Raw genomic sequence first — 15,993 nt, 5'->3', positions numbered from 1 at the left:
TATATAAAGTTGTTTCTAATTTTTCCCATTTTTCTTTTGGAGAAAATTGGAAAAAAACTTCCATTATGTTCTTGATATTCTCTACTTTACTATCTAAATCCTCTAAAGACTGTATAGCATTTTTTAATTCAAAATGGTCAGCTCCTTTTTTATAATCATCTAATATATCCATTTCTTTTTTTCCTTTCATTACCCCAACGCCTTGACTTCCAGCATCATATCACGAATCTGAGCAGCCAGTTCAAAGTCAAGCACTTCGACGGCTTCTTGCATTTGTTTCTCCAGTTTCTTGACGAGTTCTTTGCGTTCTTGTTTGTTAAGGCTATTGATATCGACTTCCTTGTCCTCTTCCTTGGCAACTGCCTTGGTCACGGCGATTAGGTCACGGATTTCTTTCTTGATTGTCTGAGGGACGATACCATGCTCTTCATTATAGGCCATCTGGATTTTCCGACGGCGAGCCGTTTCATCAATGGCACGTTGCATAGACTGAGTCATCGTGTCCGCATACATGATGACATGCCCTTCGCTATTACGAGCAGCGCGACCAATAGTCTGGATTAAGCCGCGTTCGTTACGGAGGAAGCCTTCCTTGTCAGCATCAAGAATAGCTACAAGACTCACTTCAGGCACGTCAATTCCTTCACGAAGGAGGTTAATCCCTACTAAGACATCAAAAACACCCAAGCGCAGGTCACGGATAATCTCCGTCCGCTCTAAAGTCTTGATATCTGAGTGCATATACTTGACCTTGATGCCCATTTCTTTGAAGTAGTCAGTTAAGTCCTCGGCCATTTTCTTGGTCAAGGTTGTGATAAAGGTCCGTTCATTCTTTTCAACACGGGCATTGATTTCACCTAGGAGGTCATCAATCTGTCCCATAGTCGGACGGACTTCCACCTCTGGGTCTAGAAGCCCTGTTGGACGAATGATTTGCTCAATCACTGTCTCGGTCTGTTCATTTTCATAGTCACCTGGTGTCGCTGAAACGTAAACAATCTGATGGACATGGCTTTCAAACTCCTCCCGACGGAGAGGACGATTGTCCAAGGCAGACGGTAAACGGAAACCATAATTGACCAACATTTCCTTACGCGAACGGTCTCCATTGTACATTCCCTTGATCTGCCCCATGGTCATGTGACTTTCATCAATCATAATCAAGAAATCATCTGGGAAGAAGTCAAGAAGCGTATAAGGGGGCTCTCCTTCGCTACGACCATCCATGTGACGAGAGTAGTTCTCAACCCCATTTGTATAACCCATCTCACGTAACATCTCGATATCATACTCTGTCCGCTGTTTCAAACGCTGGGCTTCCAGCAGTTTGCCCTCCTTCTCAAAGACAGCTAACTGCTCTTCTAATTCTGCCTGAATCTTGGCAATGGCAACTTCCATGTGATCATCATTGGTCACAAAGTGAGTGGCTGGGAAAATCGCCAGATGATCCACTTCACCAAGGACTTGGCCTGTCAGCGCTTCAACTTCACGGATACGGTCAATTTCATCTCCGAAGAACTCTACTCGAAAAGCGTGTTCATCACGGGAAGCTGGAAAAATCTCTACCACATCCCCACGCACACGAAATCTTCCCCGTTGGAAATCAATATCATTGCGTTCAAACTGAATATCTACCAAGTCATTCAAGAGTTTATCACGCGAAATCTCAAGACCTGGACGAAGACTAACAACACTATCAGAATATTCCTTTGGCGAACCCAAACCATAGATACAAGAGACAGAAGCTACGACAATGACGTCATTACGCTCTAAAAGGGCTGAAGTCGCCGAGTGGCGGAGCTTGTCAATCTCATCATTGACCGAGCTATCCTTTTCAATATAAGTATCACTCGAAGGGACATAGGCCTCAGGTTGGTAATAATCATAGTAAGATACAAAATACTCAACAGCATTTTCAGGAAAAAATTCCTTAAACTCCCCATAGAGCTGACCAGCCAGAGTCTTATTGTGGGCAATGACCAAAGTTGGTTTATTGACTTTGGAAATGACCTGACTCATGGTATAGGTCTTCCCTGTACCCGTCGCCCCCATCAGAATCTGAGCCTTTTCTCCACCCTCGATATTATCGACCAACTGCTCAATAGCTTGGGGTTGATCTCCTGAAGGTTGGTATTTTGATACTAGTTTAAATGTATTATCTGTAATTCGATTGATCATAAGAATCCTCTCTCGATGTGCTATTCCTATTTTAGCATACTTATAGCATTTTCACGAAGAAAAGGACGGACCTAAGTCACATCCTTTCATTTTCTTTCTTTAATTGATTAGCGAGATAGACAATCAGAAGTAACAAGACTAAACTTGTCATGATAGAACCTTCAATCCCAAAAGAGCCTCCTGATAGCCAGCCCTGTTCGCCTTGTGGTAAAAAGGTCATCAGAGACGTTCCTGACGGTTGACCACTAACTAAAATCCCAAAGAGATTTCCTTGAGCAAAATTCCAAGCCCCATGAATACCTGCAACACCCCAAACTGTATCGGTTTTGAGAAGGTAAAGAGCCATAGCAACTCCGAATAAAAAGAGATTCACTAGAGATAGAGGTGTTAGACCAGAATTCCCCACATGAAGCAGGGTAAAGAATATGCTAGATATGACAACAGCAAGTTTTAGATTGGTTCTTGAGGCCAATTGTGGAAGAAGCCAAGCACGGGACACCACTTCTTCTGCTGTCCCCTGTAAAATCCAAAATGGGATAGTAAAGACGACAAAAGTAAGCGAATAAGGATTCAAGCGAATGGATTCCAAACGATATTGCCCCAAGACCACCAAACCTAACAAGGTCAGAAGAAAAAGTGCCAAACCTAGGCCAAATCCTTTCAGAAGACTGCTAAGGAAATTTTCTCTATAAAATCCCAAGGTTCTAATAGATCTTTTCTCAACTTTTTTAGTCCATCTGAACACAGTGTTGAGAATAAAACCAAAGGACAGCAATGCTAAAATTAAACGAAAGTCACTTGTTTTATCCGTCAAGCTCTGCTGCAAGGTTTGCAAGTAAGTTGCAAGATTTTGACCAGCCTCTCCAAAATTTCTAGCAAGTCCGATGAGAGCTAACAAGCTAATACCATACAAAGTATATGCAACAAACTCTCCTATAAAGACAAAAACAAAGGCTAACAAAGGACTTGTGTAAATATTTAAACTCATTTGGGAAGATTGGAAGTCTTTAAATATTCTTTTATTCTTCATGTTCCTGCCCTCATTTCTTCTATTACATACTATTATTATATCATTTTATAGTAGCAATTCAAGAAGGAAAAGAAAATATAGATGTTATATTTTCTGACACAAAAATATAAAAATTTGCCTTTTCATCCATTTTCTGATATAATGAGAAAATATTCGGAAAAGGAGACTAAAAATGAAGAAAAAAATACTAGCATGTTTGCTCATTTTATTTCCCATTTTCTCACTAGGAGTAGTAAAAGCTGACACAGTTAAATCTAAGTATGTTATTGCAAGTGATTCATCTTTTGCTCCCTTCGTATTTCAAAATTCAAGCAACGAGTACACTGGTATTGATATGGACCTGATCAAGGCTATTGCCAAAGATCAAGGTTTTGAAATTGAGATTACTAACCCAGGCTTTGATGCAGCGATCAGTGCTGTTCAGGCCGGACAAGCAGATGGTATCATCGCTGGAATGTCTATTACGGACGCTCGTAAAGCAACGTTTGACTTCTCAGATTCCTACTACACTGCTAATACCATTCTCGGTGTCAAAGAATCCAGTACCATCGCTTCTTATGAAGACCTCAAGGATAAGACAGTTGGTGTTAAAAACGGGACGGCTTCTCAAACATTCCTTACAGAGAACCAAAGCAAATACGGTTACAAGATTAAAACTTTTGCAGATGGCGCTTCTATGTATGACAGTCTGAATACTGGATCTATCGATGCCGTGATGGATGACGAGCCTGTTCTCAAATATTCTATCAGCCAAGGTCAAAAATTGAAAACGCCAATCGCTGGAACTCCAATCGGTGAAACAGCCTTTGCCGTTAAAAAAGGAACAAACCCTGAATTGATCCAGATGTTCAATAACGGACTTGCGAACCTCAAAGCTAACGGAGAATTCCAAAAGATTCTTGACAAGTATCTAGCTAGCGAAACTTCAACTGATTCAACAAGTACGGTTGACGAAACTACTATCTGGGGCTTGCTTCAAAACAACTACAAACAACTTCTCAGTGGACTTGGAATCACTCTTGCTCTTGCACTTATTTCATTTGCAATAGCCATTGTCATCGGGATTATCTTTGGTATGTTTAGCGTTAGCCCATACAAATCTCTTCGTCTGATCTCTGAGATTTTCGTTGACGTTATTCGTGGTATTCCCTTGATGATTCTTGCAGCCTTCATCTTCTGGGGTATTCCAAACTTCATCGAGTCTATCACAGGTCAACAGAGTCCGATTAACGACTTTGTAGCTGGTACTATCGCCCTCTCACTCAATGCAGCTGCTTATATCGCTGAAATTGTTCGTGGCGGGATTCAAGCTGTTCCAGTTGGGCAAATGGAGGCCAGTCGCAGTCTTGGTATCTCTTATGGAAAAACCATGCGTAAGATTATCTTGCCACAAGCGACTAAATTGATGTTGCCAAACTTTGTCAACCAATTCGTTATCGCTCTTAAAGATACAACCATCGTCTCTGCTATCGGTTTGGTTGAACTCTTCCAAACTGGTAAGATCATCATCGCCCGTAACTACCAAAGTTTCAAGATGTATGCAATCCTTGCTATCTTCTATCTTGTAATTATCACGCTTTTGACTAGACTAGCGAAACGCTTAGAAAAGAGGATTCGTTAATGGCAAAACTAAAAATTGATGTAAATGATTTGCATAAGTATTATGGAAAAAACGAAGTTTTAAAAGGTATTACTACTAAGTTTTATGAAGGAGATGTTGTTTGTATCATCGGTCCTTCTGGTTCTGGTAAATCGACCTTCCTCCGTAGCCTTAACCTCCTCGAGGAGGTAACGAGTGGCCACATCACAGTAAATGGTTATGATCTGACTGAAAAGTCAACCAATGTCGACCATGTTCGCGAAAACGTGGGAATGGTTTTCCAACATTTCAACCTCTTTCCTCACATGTCCGTTCTAGAGAATATCACTTTTGCTCCTATTGAACACAAACGAATGACCAAAGAAGAAGCTGAGAAATTGGGAATGGAGTTGCTTGAAAAGGTTGGACTAGCAGATAAAGCTAATGCCAATCCAGATAGCCTTTCAGGTGGTCAGAAACAGCGTGTAGCCATCGCTCGTGGACTTGCCATGAATCCTGATATCATGCTCTTTGATGAACCAACTTCCGCTCTTGACCCTGAAATGGTTGGAGATGTACTAAACGTTATGAAGGAATTAGCAGAGCAAGGCATGACCATGATCATCGTAACCCACGAGATGGGATTTGCTCGTCAGGTGGCCAATCGTGTTATCTTTACGGCTGATGGTGAGTTCCTGGAAGATGGAACTCCAGATCAAATCTTCGACAACCCGCAACACCCTCGTCTAAAAGAGTTCTTGGACAAGGTCTTAAATGTATAAAACGAAAGTGTAAGGTTCTCCTTACACTTTTTTAATTGCGTATTGGATTTTTGATTTTTTTGAAAATTATGATAAAATAAAATCTATGACAATGAGAAAATCTCATCCCTAGTCCAACTAGGAAAAAATATAGAAATTAGGTAGCTAGATGTCATCAAAGGTTATTGTTACAATTTTCGGTGCGAGTGGAGATTTAGCTAAACGCAAACTCTACCCTTCCCTTTTCAGGCTCTATAAATCAGGCAATCTCTCTGAGCATTTTGCTGTTATCGGAACAGCTCGTAGACCTTGGAGTAAGGAATATTTTGAATCTGTAGTTGTCGAGTCCATCCTTGACTTGGCAGATAGTACCGAGCAAGCCCAAGAATTTGCTAGCCACTTCTACTATCAAAGCCATGATGTGAATGATACGGAACATTACATTGCTTTGCGCCAATTACAAGCTGAGCTTAACGAAAAATACCAAGCTGAACATAATAAGCTCTTCTTCTTGTCTATGGCACCTCAGTTCTTTGGAACTATTGCCAAGCACCTCAAATCTGAAAACATTGTTGATGGCAAAGGTTTTGAGCGCTTGATCGTTGAGAAACCATTTGGTACAGACTACGAAACAGCTGGCAAGCTCAATGAAGATCTCCTTGCGGCCTTTGATGAGGAGCAAATCTACCGAATTGACCATTACCTAGGTAAAGAGATGATTCAGAGTATCTTTGCTGTTCGTTTTGCCAATATGATCTTTGAGAATGTTTGGAATCGCGAACACATTGATAATGTTCAAATTACCTTTGCGGAACGCTTGGGTGTAGAAGAACGTGGTGGCTACTATGATCAATCTGGTGCCCTTCGTGATATGGTGCAAAACCATACACTCCAACTCCTCTCTCTTCTAGCCATGGACAAACCAGCTAGCTTTACAAAGGATGAGATTCGTGCTGAAAAGATAAAGGTCTTTAAAAACCTCTATCATCCAACTGAGGAAGAATTGAAAGAACAGTTTATCCGTGGTCAATATCGCTCTGGTAAAATCGATGGCATGAAATACATTTCCTATCGAAGCGAGCCAAATGTCGATCCTGAATCTACAACAGAAACCTTTGCATCTGGTGCCTTCTTTGTAGATAGCGATCGCTTCCGTGGTGTTCCCTTTTTCTTCCGTACTGGTAAACGCCTGACAGAAAAAGGCACTCATGTCAATATCGTCTTTAAGCAAATGGATTCTATCTTTGGTGAGCCTTTGGCACCAAATATCTTGACCATCTACATCCAGCCAACAGAGGGATTCTCTCTCAGCCTCAACGGTAAGGAAGTTGGAGAAGAGTTCAAACTTGCACACAATTCGCTTGACTACAGAACTGATGCTACCGCTACTGGTGCTTCACCAGATCCATACGAAAAGCTAATCTACGATGTATTGAATAACGATTCAACTAACTTTAGCCACTGGGAAGAAGTTAGCGCTTCTTGGGAATTGATTGACCGTATTGAAGAGCTCTGGGCTCAAAATGGCGCCCCACTTCATGACTATAAAGCAGGAAGCATGGGGCCTCAAGCTAGCTTTGACTTACTTGAGAAGTATGGAGCCAAATGGACCTGGCAACCAGATATCGCCTATCGTGAAGATGGCCGTTTAGAATAGCAAAAATATCCTGCAAGATTGACTTGCAGGATATTTATTTTGTATTAAATCAAGCCTTCTAAGAGACCCTTCATAAAGTTTTCTGAGTTAAATTCCCCGATATCATCGATTTTTTCACCGAAACCAATCAATTTTACTGGGATATTGAGTTCTTCGCGGATAGCCAGAACAACACCACCTCGGGCAGTTCCGTCAATTTTTGTCAAAACAATTCCAGTCAATGGTGTTATCTTAGAAAATTCCTTAGCTTGCACCAAGGCATTCTGTCCAGTTGAAGCATCGAGTGCCAGGAAAGTTTCATGAGGTGCTTCAGGAACGACACGTTTGATAATGCGACCAATCTTTTCCAACTCGGCCATAAGGTTGTCCTTGTTTTGGAGACGACCTGCTGTATCAATCATAAGGATATCAATCCCTTCTGCTACAGCACGTTCCATCCCATCAAAGACCACGCTTGCTGGATCAGCCTTTTCAGGTCCCGTCACAACCGGAACATCCACACGTCGACCCCATTCAGCTAGCTGGGCCACAGCACCCGCACGGAAGGTATCTGCCGCAACCAACATGACCTTCTTGCCAGCTTGTTTGTAGCGATGAGCCAATTTCCCAATAGAAGTTGTTTTCCCAACACCGTTGACTCCGACAAAGAGCATGACTGTCAAACCATCTTGGAAATGGATTTGTTCATCGTAGTTGCCATCCTTTTCGTAGAGCTCGACCAATTTCTCGATAATGACACGACGGAGTGCGTCAGGCTTCTTAGCATTTTCGAGTTTAGCTTCATAACGTAGTTCTTCTGTTAAGTTTGAAGCGACTTGCACACCGACGTCGCTCATGATGAGCAGTTCTTCCAATTCTTCGAAGAATTCTTCATCAACAGAACGGAAGTTGGCAAAGAAGGCATTCAAACGAGCACCGAATCCTGTACGGGTTTTCTTGAGACTGCGGTCATATTTTTCCTGTACAGTTTCTTCAACCTGAGGAAGTTCTTCTTCTACTACTTCAGAAGCTAACCCTTCTTCGAACTCTACAGTTTCTTGGTTCTCTTCTTCTAGAATTTCTTCAGGCTCTTGGCTTTTCTCTAGCTCATCAGATTCTAGCTCAAGCTCTTCCTGAGCAGTTTCTTCGACTGCTTCTGGTTCAATAACTTCTTCTGTCGAGATCTGAGGAATTTCTTCTTGAGCAAGTGTTTCTTCCACTTTGTCTCTTGTTGTTTCTTCCTGAGAAGTTTCTTCGACTGCCGTTTGGTTTTCTTCAACCTCTTCTGACAAATCAAGATTTTCCAGTGCTTCTTTTACAACATCTTCGATTTTTGGCTCTTCTTTTTTTCCGAATAAACGGTCAAATAATCCCATTTTTTAACTCTCCTTTAGCACATATTCTTCGATAGCCCAGGCAACAGCTTCCTCGTCGTTGGTCATCGGGGTAATCACATTGGCAACTGCTTTAACTGCTGGAACTGCATTTTGCATGGCAACTCCTAGACCCGCCCACTCAATCATGGAAAGGTCATTGGCCTCGTCCCCACAAGCCATGACTTGACTTTGGTCGATTCCCAAGTGTTTAATTAATTTCGCTAAACCTGTTGCCTTGTGGACATTTTTCGGCGACCATTCCAATAAGAGTTCACGCGATTTGAAGATTTCATATTGGTCAAACAATTCTGGAGAAATCTGTTGAATCGCCGCATCCAAAGGTTCTTGGGCAAAGGCAGTCACACATTTATTATACGTCATCTGACTAGATAGATCTTCAAAAGCGACAGGTACGAAAGTCAGGGCTGGGTTGAACTTAGCATAGAGACTTTCTTGGTCCGACTGGATTTGATAGACTGTTCCTTCTGAAATGGCATCTAACGGCAACCCTAGTTTTTCAGTTTCCTCGTACAAGCGTGCCACATCATCGATTGAAAAGACGGTTTTATCGAGAATCTCTCCCGTGTTTTTCTGCACTAGACCACCATTAAAGGTGATGGTGTACTCGTCCTCCTGACCGTCAGTCCCTAGCTCATGGAGAAAGAAATCCATAGCCTTTAGAGGACGCCCTGTTGTCAGTACGATCTTGATGCCACGATCACGCGCAGCTTTGAGGACTTCCTTGGTACGATCTGTCAGCTTTTTATCCGTTGTCAGCAAAGTGCCATCCAAGTCCAGTGCAATCAATTTAATATCTGCCATTGTGAGCCCTCCATATAAGCCATCACTGATTGGTCCTTATGGTGGCCAATCACTGTCTCTGCTAATTCTAAAATCTCTGGTCGCGCGTTTTCTGGAACGATTGGGTGACCGACAACCTGCATCATGTGAAGATCATTGAGATTATCGCCAAACGCCATGACCTGATCCATGGTCATACCCAGCTTTTTAGCCAACTCAACAATAGCCACACCCTTATCAACATAGTCCAAGACAATATCGATGGATTCAAAACCAGTTGTCATGGCTTTCACACCAGAAACGTTTTCGTTGACCCAGGCCTCTCCAGCTTCTATCGTATCTTCTGTAAAGTTAGTGGTGAATTTAAAAATCTCATCCTTGATATCTTCCAAACTCGCTACTTTTTGAATATTTTCATTGTAGTGACGGCTAAACATGAGATAAGTCTCATCCACAGTGTCCAATACATAACAAGCTTTTTTCCCAGTCAGTAGCATTTTGTTTTCATCAAAATAGGGCGATTTCTTCAAAGCTTCAAAAGTGCTCAAGTAAAAATCCCGTGACATAGTAGCCTCATACATATCCTCACCATGAAACTCAACATAGCTCCCATTTTCAGCTATAAAAATCACTTCATCACGCACATCCGCAAACAGCTTTTTCAGGGATAAGATACCACGACCTGAAGCCACGGCAAAATAAATCCCCTTTTCCTTGTAGGAAACAAGTAAGTTTTTGAGGCGTTCCATATCAAACTGACCCTTTCCGTCAAGAAAGGTTCCGTCCATATCAGTTGCTACAAGTTTAATCATAAAATCCTTCATACTCCAATTGATAAATCTACCTTCTATTATACCATAGATAAGCTAAAAAAGAACTAGTACAGAAGGATTGGCTATTGGATAGCAGGGCTTTTTCGGTAAAGATTCTCCACTATCATAACCAAAAGTTGTCTCCTGAAATGATGGTCAAAGCTAAGGGCGTTACAGTGGGAATTTCTACCATCTACTACTGGATTCATCATGGAAAATTGGGATTGAACAAACAGAACCTCCTTTATCCTAGAAAAGGAAAAACTGTCAAGAAACAAGCTAACCCCAACTTTAAACCTGCTGGTCAATCCATCGAACAGCGTCCTAAAGCTATCAATCTTCGCTTGGAGAATGGACATTATGAGATTGATACAGTCCTACTTACAAGAGCGAAAAACCACTGTCTACTGGTCTTGACGGATCAAAGGAGCAGACATCAAATCATACGATTGATTCCAAATAAGAGCGCTGAGTCCGTCAATAAGGCTCTAAAACTTATCTTAAGACAACATCACATTCTTTCCATCACGGCAGATAATGGAGCCGAATTCAACCGCTTGGCTGATGTATTTTCTAAGGAGTATATCTACTATGCACACCCCTATGCCTATTGGGAAAGGGGAATCAATGAGAATCACAATAGGCTCATTCGTAGATGGTTACCTAAAGGAACCAAGAAAACGATTCCTAAAGAAGTCGCCTTCATCGAAAATTGGATCAACAACTATCCTAAAAAATACTTGGACTACAAGTCTCCCAGAGAAGACTGCTTGCTGGCTAACTTGAAATTTAGCTTTAAACTAATAATAGACTTTTACCCCTAAAATTGATAAAATAAAAAAGAAAATAATAGAAAAGGAAACTGTAAATCGCTATGATGAACATGCAAAACATGATGCGCCAAGCACAAAAACTTCAAAAACAAATGGAACAAAGTCAAGCAGAACTCGCTGCTATGCAATTTGTTGGAAAATCTGCTCAAGACCTTGTCCAAGCGACCTTAACTGGAGATAAAAAGGTGGTCAGCATTGACTTTAACCCAGCGGTTGTAGATCCAGAAGACCTAGAAACCTTGTCTGATATGACCGTTCAAGCCATCAACGCTGCTCTAGAACAAATCGATGAAACGACTAAGAAAAAACTAGGTGCTTTCGCTGGAAAATTACCATTCTAATCACCTACAGAAAAAGGAGGAAGGTTCACTTCTCCTTTTTTCTATGTTAGAAATTAAAGAACTCCGTAGCTTTTTTCAAAAGGAGATCGGTGTATTCTGGATCTTCCTGAGCTGCTGCTAAAGTCTCCTGTAGCATCTCCATGTCATCTGTAATCATCCCATCCACTGACAACTGCAACGATTTATCAAGTGCATCAGAGCTATTGATGGTCCATACGTAAAGCTTTTGTTCTGTATACCAAAGTTTAGTAACAAAATATTCATCCAATGTTGAATACTCCATGGTATAGCCCGTTGCCTTGGTTTTTGGGAAGATACTGTTATAGGGAAGAATAAAGTAAACTGGAATTTCAGAATCATAAGCCAACACCTTATCAATCACATGATAGTCTAGTGATTGCATCTGGTGTCCATATTTCTTGATAGTCGCCCCATACTTTTCAAGGAAACGTTCCATCATTTGTGGACTGTCTTTTTTACTGGTTTTAATTTCAATCAACAATCTTTGATGAAGTTCATTCGCGCGATTGAGATAGTCATCAAAACTAGATATCTTGGTTCGATAGCCATTTTCAGAAATATCTAACCCTGTCAACTCCTCCAAAGTCAAGTCTTGAGGTCTGGCATTGATACCTGCTAAGTTCTTAAGATTGGCGTCATGCATCATCACAAACTGACCATCTTTGGTCTCCTGTACATCCATTTCAATCAAATCTGGTTTCAATTGCGCTGTTTTTTCCAAAGACTGTACAGTGTTTTGTACACCATTTTTATTTGAAACGCCCCTATGTGAAATGACTAAAGGGGTATTTGTCACAGGAGCTTCCAGATAGATATAACCTTCCAGCGCAAAAAAGATACTAGCGCAGCCCATAACTCCCCATCTCATCAAATGGTCTTTTTTTCTTCTTGGCATAATCTCCAGTTCCTCACCTGTCAAAAAGGAGACAAACTTAACAAGGAAATAGGTCAAGGCCATATAGTGGATGTTTTTTATCAAGACAAAGTTGATAACTCCAAGAATCAGTGATTCTTTCTGTGTTAAATTGTCAATTACAATCTGCCCTATTAGCAAAGGAGTCAAGAGAAGGAAGAAAAAGAGATAAGTTTTAATAATAATGAGTAGCAAGTTCCAAGCATAAAAGAGAACTTGTTTTTTTGTCTTTTGTAGGCTATATTTTACTCCTTCTCTCACAGTCCTCTTTTCAAAGAGAATCTTCGGAAGGGCAAACATGAGTCGGACAGACACATAGAGCAAAATCCAAGCAGATGCAAAAATCATCAAGCCTACTAGCCAGTACTTGTCTTCCAGATAAGTCACGATAAAGTCTGGAATAACGATTTTATTTAAGTAATAAATTTTTAAAATTTTCCTGATGAAAGGAAAGAGCATGGCTACGTAGAAGAATACAAAGGCCATCTTACAGAAGCTCAAGCGTTTCATGAACAGAAAACTTTGCTGGAAAACTTTGCGACTGTACTCAATCAAGGTTCTCTTTTCGTGGTAGAGAAGGTGACGCGCCCCAATAAAGAGGAGGCAAATCTGGAAATAGGCCACCAAAAGATTGATTACAATCAAGACGAGAAAGGCCAGACTGATTAATGGCGAACTCGTGATAATGGCAAAAATATTATTGTAAGAAATAAACAAATAGCCCGTCTGGCTGAGTAAAAGACCAGCAAGAAACGAATTGAGAGGTAACCACAAATACTCCACCATCATGAAAATTAAGAAAAAGAGGAAGAGAACTTTATCTAGGTTGAGGTAAATTTTCCTAAAACCTAGCTTTTTAGGTTTTTCAGGTTTCATAAGCACTCCTAGTCTAGAAATTGAGATAAGTCTAGCCCACCAAAGGGATTCATGGATAGATTGCTCTGTTCTTCTAACAATAGTTTTCCTTCATCCGATTCCAAAAAGGCTTCATAAACACGCGCCGTCATACGGGCATCTTCTAAACTATTATGCGATTGACCTTTAAATCCTAAAAAATTCGCCACAGTTTGCAGTTTGAGATTAGCTATGCCGTGTAGGTCAGAACTACGGCGTTCAAAAGCCTCATCATATAGGTCTACCTTATACTGGTCACGATAGTCCAAGCCATGCTCCAAGAGAATAGGCAAATCACTCTTAGCTGCATTGTATCCAACGATAGGTGAATTGCCAACAAATGCTTGAAAGTCCTTTAAAACTTGCTCCACCATTGGCGCATCTTTCAAAGTTTCAGCTGTAATTCCTGTCAAACCATTAATAAAACTCTTTAAAGGCACGCTGGTATAGACATAAGAATCAAAGGCACCTATCTCTTGACCATCTTGAAAACGAACTGCTGATACCTGAATTAAATGGGTAACCCCTTCGTGTTGATTGAATTCTAAGTCAAAGGCGATATAGTCTCTTAATTTTTCCATCATTTACCTCAATTTCGACTCAATTTAAACTATAAATAATAAAAGAAGCCATCAGGTTAGTGAATAACCCAAACAGCTTCTTTATTTTCCTCCAAACAGGCGAGCAAAAAAGCCTTTTTTGGTTGCTTGGACTTCTTCTTTTGCTTGGTCCAACTCGAGTTTCAAGCTTTCTTGATCCTTCATTGCTTGAAGAGTTAACTGTTGCTGTTGGTCCAATTGTTTGTCCTTTTCTGCAATCTGGCGGTCTTTGATGCGCATCTGCTCATCTTTTTCTGCCAGTTGCTGGTCCTTGGCCTTGAGTTGCTCGTACAAACGAAGAATTTCAGCATTTTTCTCATCGACCAAGATTTCCATCAGTTCGCGTTGTTTGACATCATCACTGACTGGTTCATCTTCAAAAATCGTTTTTTTATAGATTTCTTCTAGCTTGATCAAGCCACTTCGAGTAACTACTGTTACACCTTTGTCATTTTTTTTCGTGTCCTCTTCTGGAAGTTCTTTGACACGATTGTTGATTGCCTGACGAGATAGTCCTAAGACCTCTGCAATCTCGCTGACGGTCATTTCAATACTCATAATATCCTCTGAAACGTTTTCTAGCTTTTCTTTATTTAAATCTTATCATAAGCAAGAAAAACTGTCAAATTTTGGCTTAATTCAAGGCCTTTAAAAAGGCTAGTAAAACTTGGGCAGAACGACGTCCAGCTTCAATGATAAACTCATCAAATGAGATAGAGGCCTCGTGATTGGCATTGTCGCTCATAGCACGAATGACTAGGAAAGGTAGGCCAAGAGCCTGAGCCGCCTGAGCAATGGCTGCCCCTTCCATTTCAACTGCTAAAACACCTGGAAAATGGGATTTGATACTAGCAATCTTATCATCCCCAGCTATAAAACTATCCCCTGTAGCAATCAAGCCTAGATGCCAAGTCTGCTCTAATTGAGATAAACTTTCTTGAATCCTAGTGATAAAGTTCTTATCAGATTCAAAGTAGAGGGGTTGACCAGCCATCTGACCATAAGCATAGCCAAATGCAGTCACGTCCACATCATGATAGACTAGTTTATCCGCAATCACTACATCACCAACAGCAACCCTTTCTGCAAGAGCACCTGCTGATCCTGTATTAATAATGGCTTCTACTTGAAAATGGTCAGCTAGGACAGCTACACTCATAGCCGACATGACCTTTCCAATCCCACTCTGAACTAGGACAACTTCTGTCTTGCCAATAGTGCCAGTGTAGTAGGTGTTTCCTAGGACTTGAACTTCTTTAGGTTTGTCCAAATTCTGAGTCAAATGTATCAGCTCTTCTGGCATGGCAGCAATGATTCCAATTTTCATTTCATTTCCTTTCAATTACAAGAGTTTCATTGCCAAAACTAGCAAAATCAAAAGTAAAATCACCACAAACAAGACTCGGTTGAGTTTTGAGTTGAAGACATTTCTCTTAGTGTTCTCAATGCGGCGGCTCTTATGAATCGTTGGCTCTACTTCGATTGTAAGTGTATCTTGACTAAAACCATGATCTCTAGAACGTGAATAACCAAAATGTTGTGAAGACGTTGGTAGGATCTTTGTTTCCTCATCATCTTGAAGAGGTGGTCCTGAGATTTTCTCACCACGATTGGCACGTTCAATCATTTCGTCTGTTAATAAAGGTTTTCCCATGGGTTTCTCCTCTATTTCTTTTGTAGTTCCCAGTACTGAATCGCCATAATGGTCTTGGCATCACAGATATGACCTGACTGAATCAGGTTCTTGGCTTCCTCTAGACTTACTTCTAGGACTTCCAAGGTTTCATCATCATCTTGTGGGCGAGGATTTTCCACCTTGACCAAATCACTAGCAAGGTAGAGTTTTAGTTTTTCATTACAAAATCCAATCGCAGAATAGAAATCGTACAACAGTTCTAACTTACCAGTGTAGGCAACTTCTTCTTCCAATTCACGAAGGGCAGCTGCTATTGGATCCGCATTTTCACCAATTTCCAGTTTTCCAGCAGGAATCTCATAAGAAACCGCCTCGATAGCCTTTCGGTATTGCTTAACGAGGACGATTTTATCCTCAGCTGTCACAGCTAGAACACAAACAGCCCCATTGTGAAAAATCAGATCACGTTGGGCAGTTCCCTTCCCTTCTGGTAGTTCCACCTGATCTTGCACTAGTTTAAAAATAGGACCTTGGTAGATTTCCTTCCGGCTAATCGTTTTTTCTTCAAATTCCATGACAAACT

General features: G+C 40.9%; 16 protein-coding genes and 1 pseudogene. 5 read left to right on the top strand and 12 right to left on the bottom strand.

Going from position 1 to position 15,993, the window contains the following annotated elements; genetic code table 11:
• The 3 genes from D8804_RS08155 to D8804_RS08145 all read right to left on the bottom strand — a co-directional run.
• Window positions 1-190, bottom strand: a 190-nt coding sequence (locus D8804_RS08155; protein WP_142999714.1) for a hypothetical protein, incomplete at its 3' end; no start/stop codon positions are given.
• A complete protein-coding gene (gene uvrB / locus D8804_RS08150; protein ID WP_125399444.1) occupies window positions 190-2,178 on the bottom strand; it encodes an excinuclease ABC subunit UvrB in 1,989 nt (662 codons plus the stop codon). The genes D8804_RS08155 and uvrB, both read right to left, overlap by 1 nt.
• A gap of 76 nt (window positions 2,179-2,254) precedes the next feature.
• Window positions 2,255-3,208 carry a CPBP family intramembrane glutamic endopeptidase gene (locus tag D8804_RS08145; RefSeq protein WP_125399443.1) on the bottom strand — a complete coding sequence of 318 codons (954 nt, stop codon included), beginning with the start codon at window positions 3,206-3,208 and terminating at the stop codon, window positions 2,255-2,257.
• Window positions 3,209-3,380: 172 nt separating this feature from the next.
• Between D8804_RS08145 and D8804_RS08140 the strand changes: the two genes are divergently transcribed.
• From D8804_RS08140 to zwf, 3 genes are all read left to right on the top strand, one after another.
• On the top strand, window positions 3,381-4,829 hold the full coding sequence (locus D8804_RS08140; protein WP_125399442.1) for an amino acid ABC transporter substrate-binding protein/permease: 1,449 nt from the start codon (window positions 3,381-3,383) through the stop codon (window positions 4,827-4,829).
• Window positions 4,829-5,569 carry an amino acid ABC transporter ATP-binding protein gene (locus D8804_RS08135; RefSeq protein WP_001096337.1) on the top strand — a complete coding sequence of 247 codons (741 nt, stop codon included), beginning with the start codon at window positions 4,829-4,831 and terminating at the stop codon, window positions 5,567-5,569. Before D8804_RS08140 ends, D8804_RS08135 begins: the two co-directional genes overlap by 1 nt.
• A gap of 148 nt (window positions 5,570-5,717) precedes the next feature.
• A complete protein-coding gene (gene zwf, locus D8804_RS08130) occupies window positions 5,718-7,205 on the top strand; it encodes a glucose-6-phosphate dehydrogenase (RefSeq protein ID WP_125399441.1) in 1,488 nt (495 codons plus the stop codon).
• A gap of 44 nt (window positions 7,206-7,249) precedes the next feature.
• Here the strand turns inward: zwf and ftsY are convergent, their stop codons facing one another.
• The 3 genes from ftsY to D8804_RS08115 are packed head-to-tail and all read right to left on the bottom strand — an operon-like array spanning window position 7,250 to window position 10,173.
• Window positions 7,250-8,560 (bottom strand): signal recognition particle-docking protein FtsY, encoded by a 1,311-nt coding sequence (gene ftsY, locus D8804_RS08125; protein ID WP_125399440.1) that lies wholly within the window; start codon window positions 8,558-8,560, stop codon window positions 7,250-7,252.
• Window positions 8,561-8,563: 3 nt separating this feature from the next.
• On the bottom strand, window positions 8,564-9,382 hold the full coding sequence (locus D8804_RS08120; protein WP_125399439.1) for a Cof-type HAD-IIB family hydrolase: 819 nt from the start codon (window positions 9,380-9,382) through the stop codon (window positions 8,564-8,566).
• Window positions 9,364-10,173, bottom strand: coding sequence for a Cof-type HAD-IIB family hydrolase (locus D8804_RS08115; RefSeq protein ID WP_125399438.1), 810 nt, complete (start codon window positions 10,171-10,173; stop codon window positions 9,364-9,366). The genes D8804_RS08120 and D8804_RS08115 overlap by 19 nt, the downstream gene beginning before the upstream one ends.
• Before the next feature lie 107 nt (window positions 10,174-10,280).
• Here D8804_RS08115 and D8804_RS08110 point away from each other — a divergent pair.
• Together D8804_RS08110 and D8804_RS08105 are read left to right on the top strand one after the other, a co-directional pair.
• Window positions 10,281-10,997: pseudogene (locus tag D8804_RS08110) on the top strand (IS30 family transposase); the annotation flags it as partial.
• 50 nt (window positions 10,998-11,047) lie between these two features.
• Window positions 11,048-11,347, top strand: coding sequence for a YbaB/EbfC family nucleoid-associated protein (locus D8804_RS08105; RefSeq protein WP_061416779.1), 300 nt, complete (start codon window positions 11,048-11,050; stop codon window positions 11,345-11,347).
• Window positions 11,348-11,393: 46 nt separating this feature from the next.
• Here D8804_RS08105 and D8804_RS08100 read toward each other — a convergent pair whose 3' ends face one another.
• From D8804_RS08100 to D8804_RS08075, 6 genes are all read right to left on the bottom strand, one after another.
• Window positions 11,394-13,157: a glycerophosphoryl diester phosphodiesterase membrane domain-containing protein gene (locus D8804_RS08100; protein ID WP_125399437.1), complete on the bottom strand. Its 1,764-nt coding sequence runs from the start codon at window positions 13,155-13,157 to the stop codon at window positions 11,394-11,396.
• 8 nt (window positions 13,158-13,165) lie between these two features.
• Window positions 13,166-13,756 carry a 3'-5' exonuclease gene (locus D8804_RS08095; protein WP_125399436.1) on the bottom strand — a complete coding sequence of 197 codons (591 nt, stop codon included), beginning with the start codon at window positions 13,754-13,756 and terminating at the stop codon, window positions 13,166-13,168.
• 81 nt (window positions 13,757-13,837) lie between these two features.
• Window positions 13,838-14,332 (bottom strand): chromosome segregation protein RocS, encoded by a 495-nt coding sequence (gene rocS / locus D8804_RS08090; protein ID WP_000021247.1) that lies wholly within the window; start codon window positions 14,330-14,332, stop codon window positions 13,838-13,840.
• Window positions 14,333-14,408: 76 nt separating this feature from the next.
• The gene (locus tag D8804_RS08085) at window positions 14,409-15,101 is read right to left on the bottom strand and encodes a 5'-methylthioadenosine/adenosylhomocysteine nucleosidase (RefSeq protein WP_125399435.1); all 693 of its coding nucleotides are present in this window, start codon (window positions 15,099-15,101) and stop codon (window positions 14,409-14,411) included.
• A 15-nt stretch (window positions 15,102-15,116) separates the two neighbouring features.
• Window positions 15,117-15,428: a cell wall synthase accessory phosphoprotein MacP gene (gene macP, locus D8804_RS08080; RefSeq protein ID WP_125399434.1), complete on the bottom strand. Its 312-nt coding sequence runs from the start codon at window positions 15,426-15,428 to the stop codon at window positions 15,117-15,119.
• Between the two features lie 11 nt (window positions 15,429-15,439).
• Window positions 15,440-15,985, bottom strand: a complete 546-nt coding sequence (locus D8804_RS08075) for an NUDIX hydrolase (protein ID WP_125399433.1) — start codon at window positions 15,983-15,985, stop codon at window positions 15,440-15,442.
• Between the last annotated feature and the right edge of the window lie 8 nt (window positions 15,986-15,993).

It is taken from the genome of Streptococcus oralis (assembly GCF_003944215.1).
In the GTDB taxonomy this organism is placed as follows: Bacteria; Bacillota; Bacilli; order Lactobacillales; family Streptococcaceae; genus Streptococcus; species Streptococcus oralis_BI.
Note: the sequence above shows the minus strand (reverse complement) of the source record. Positions and strands in the feature narration are given on the sequence as shown.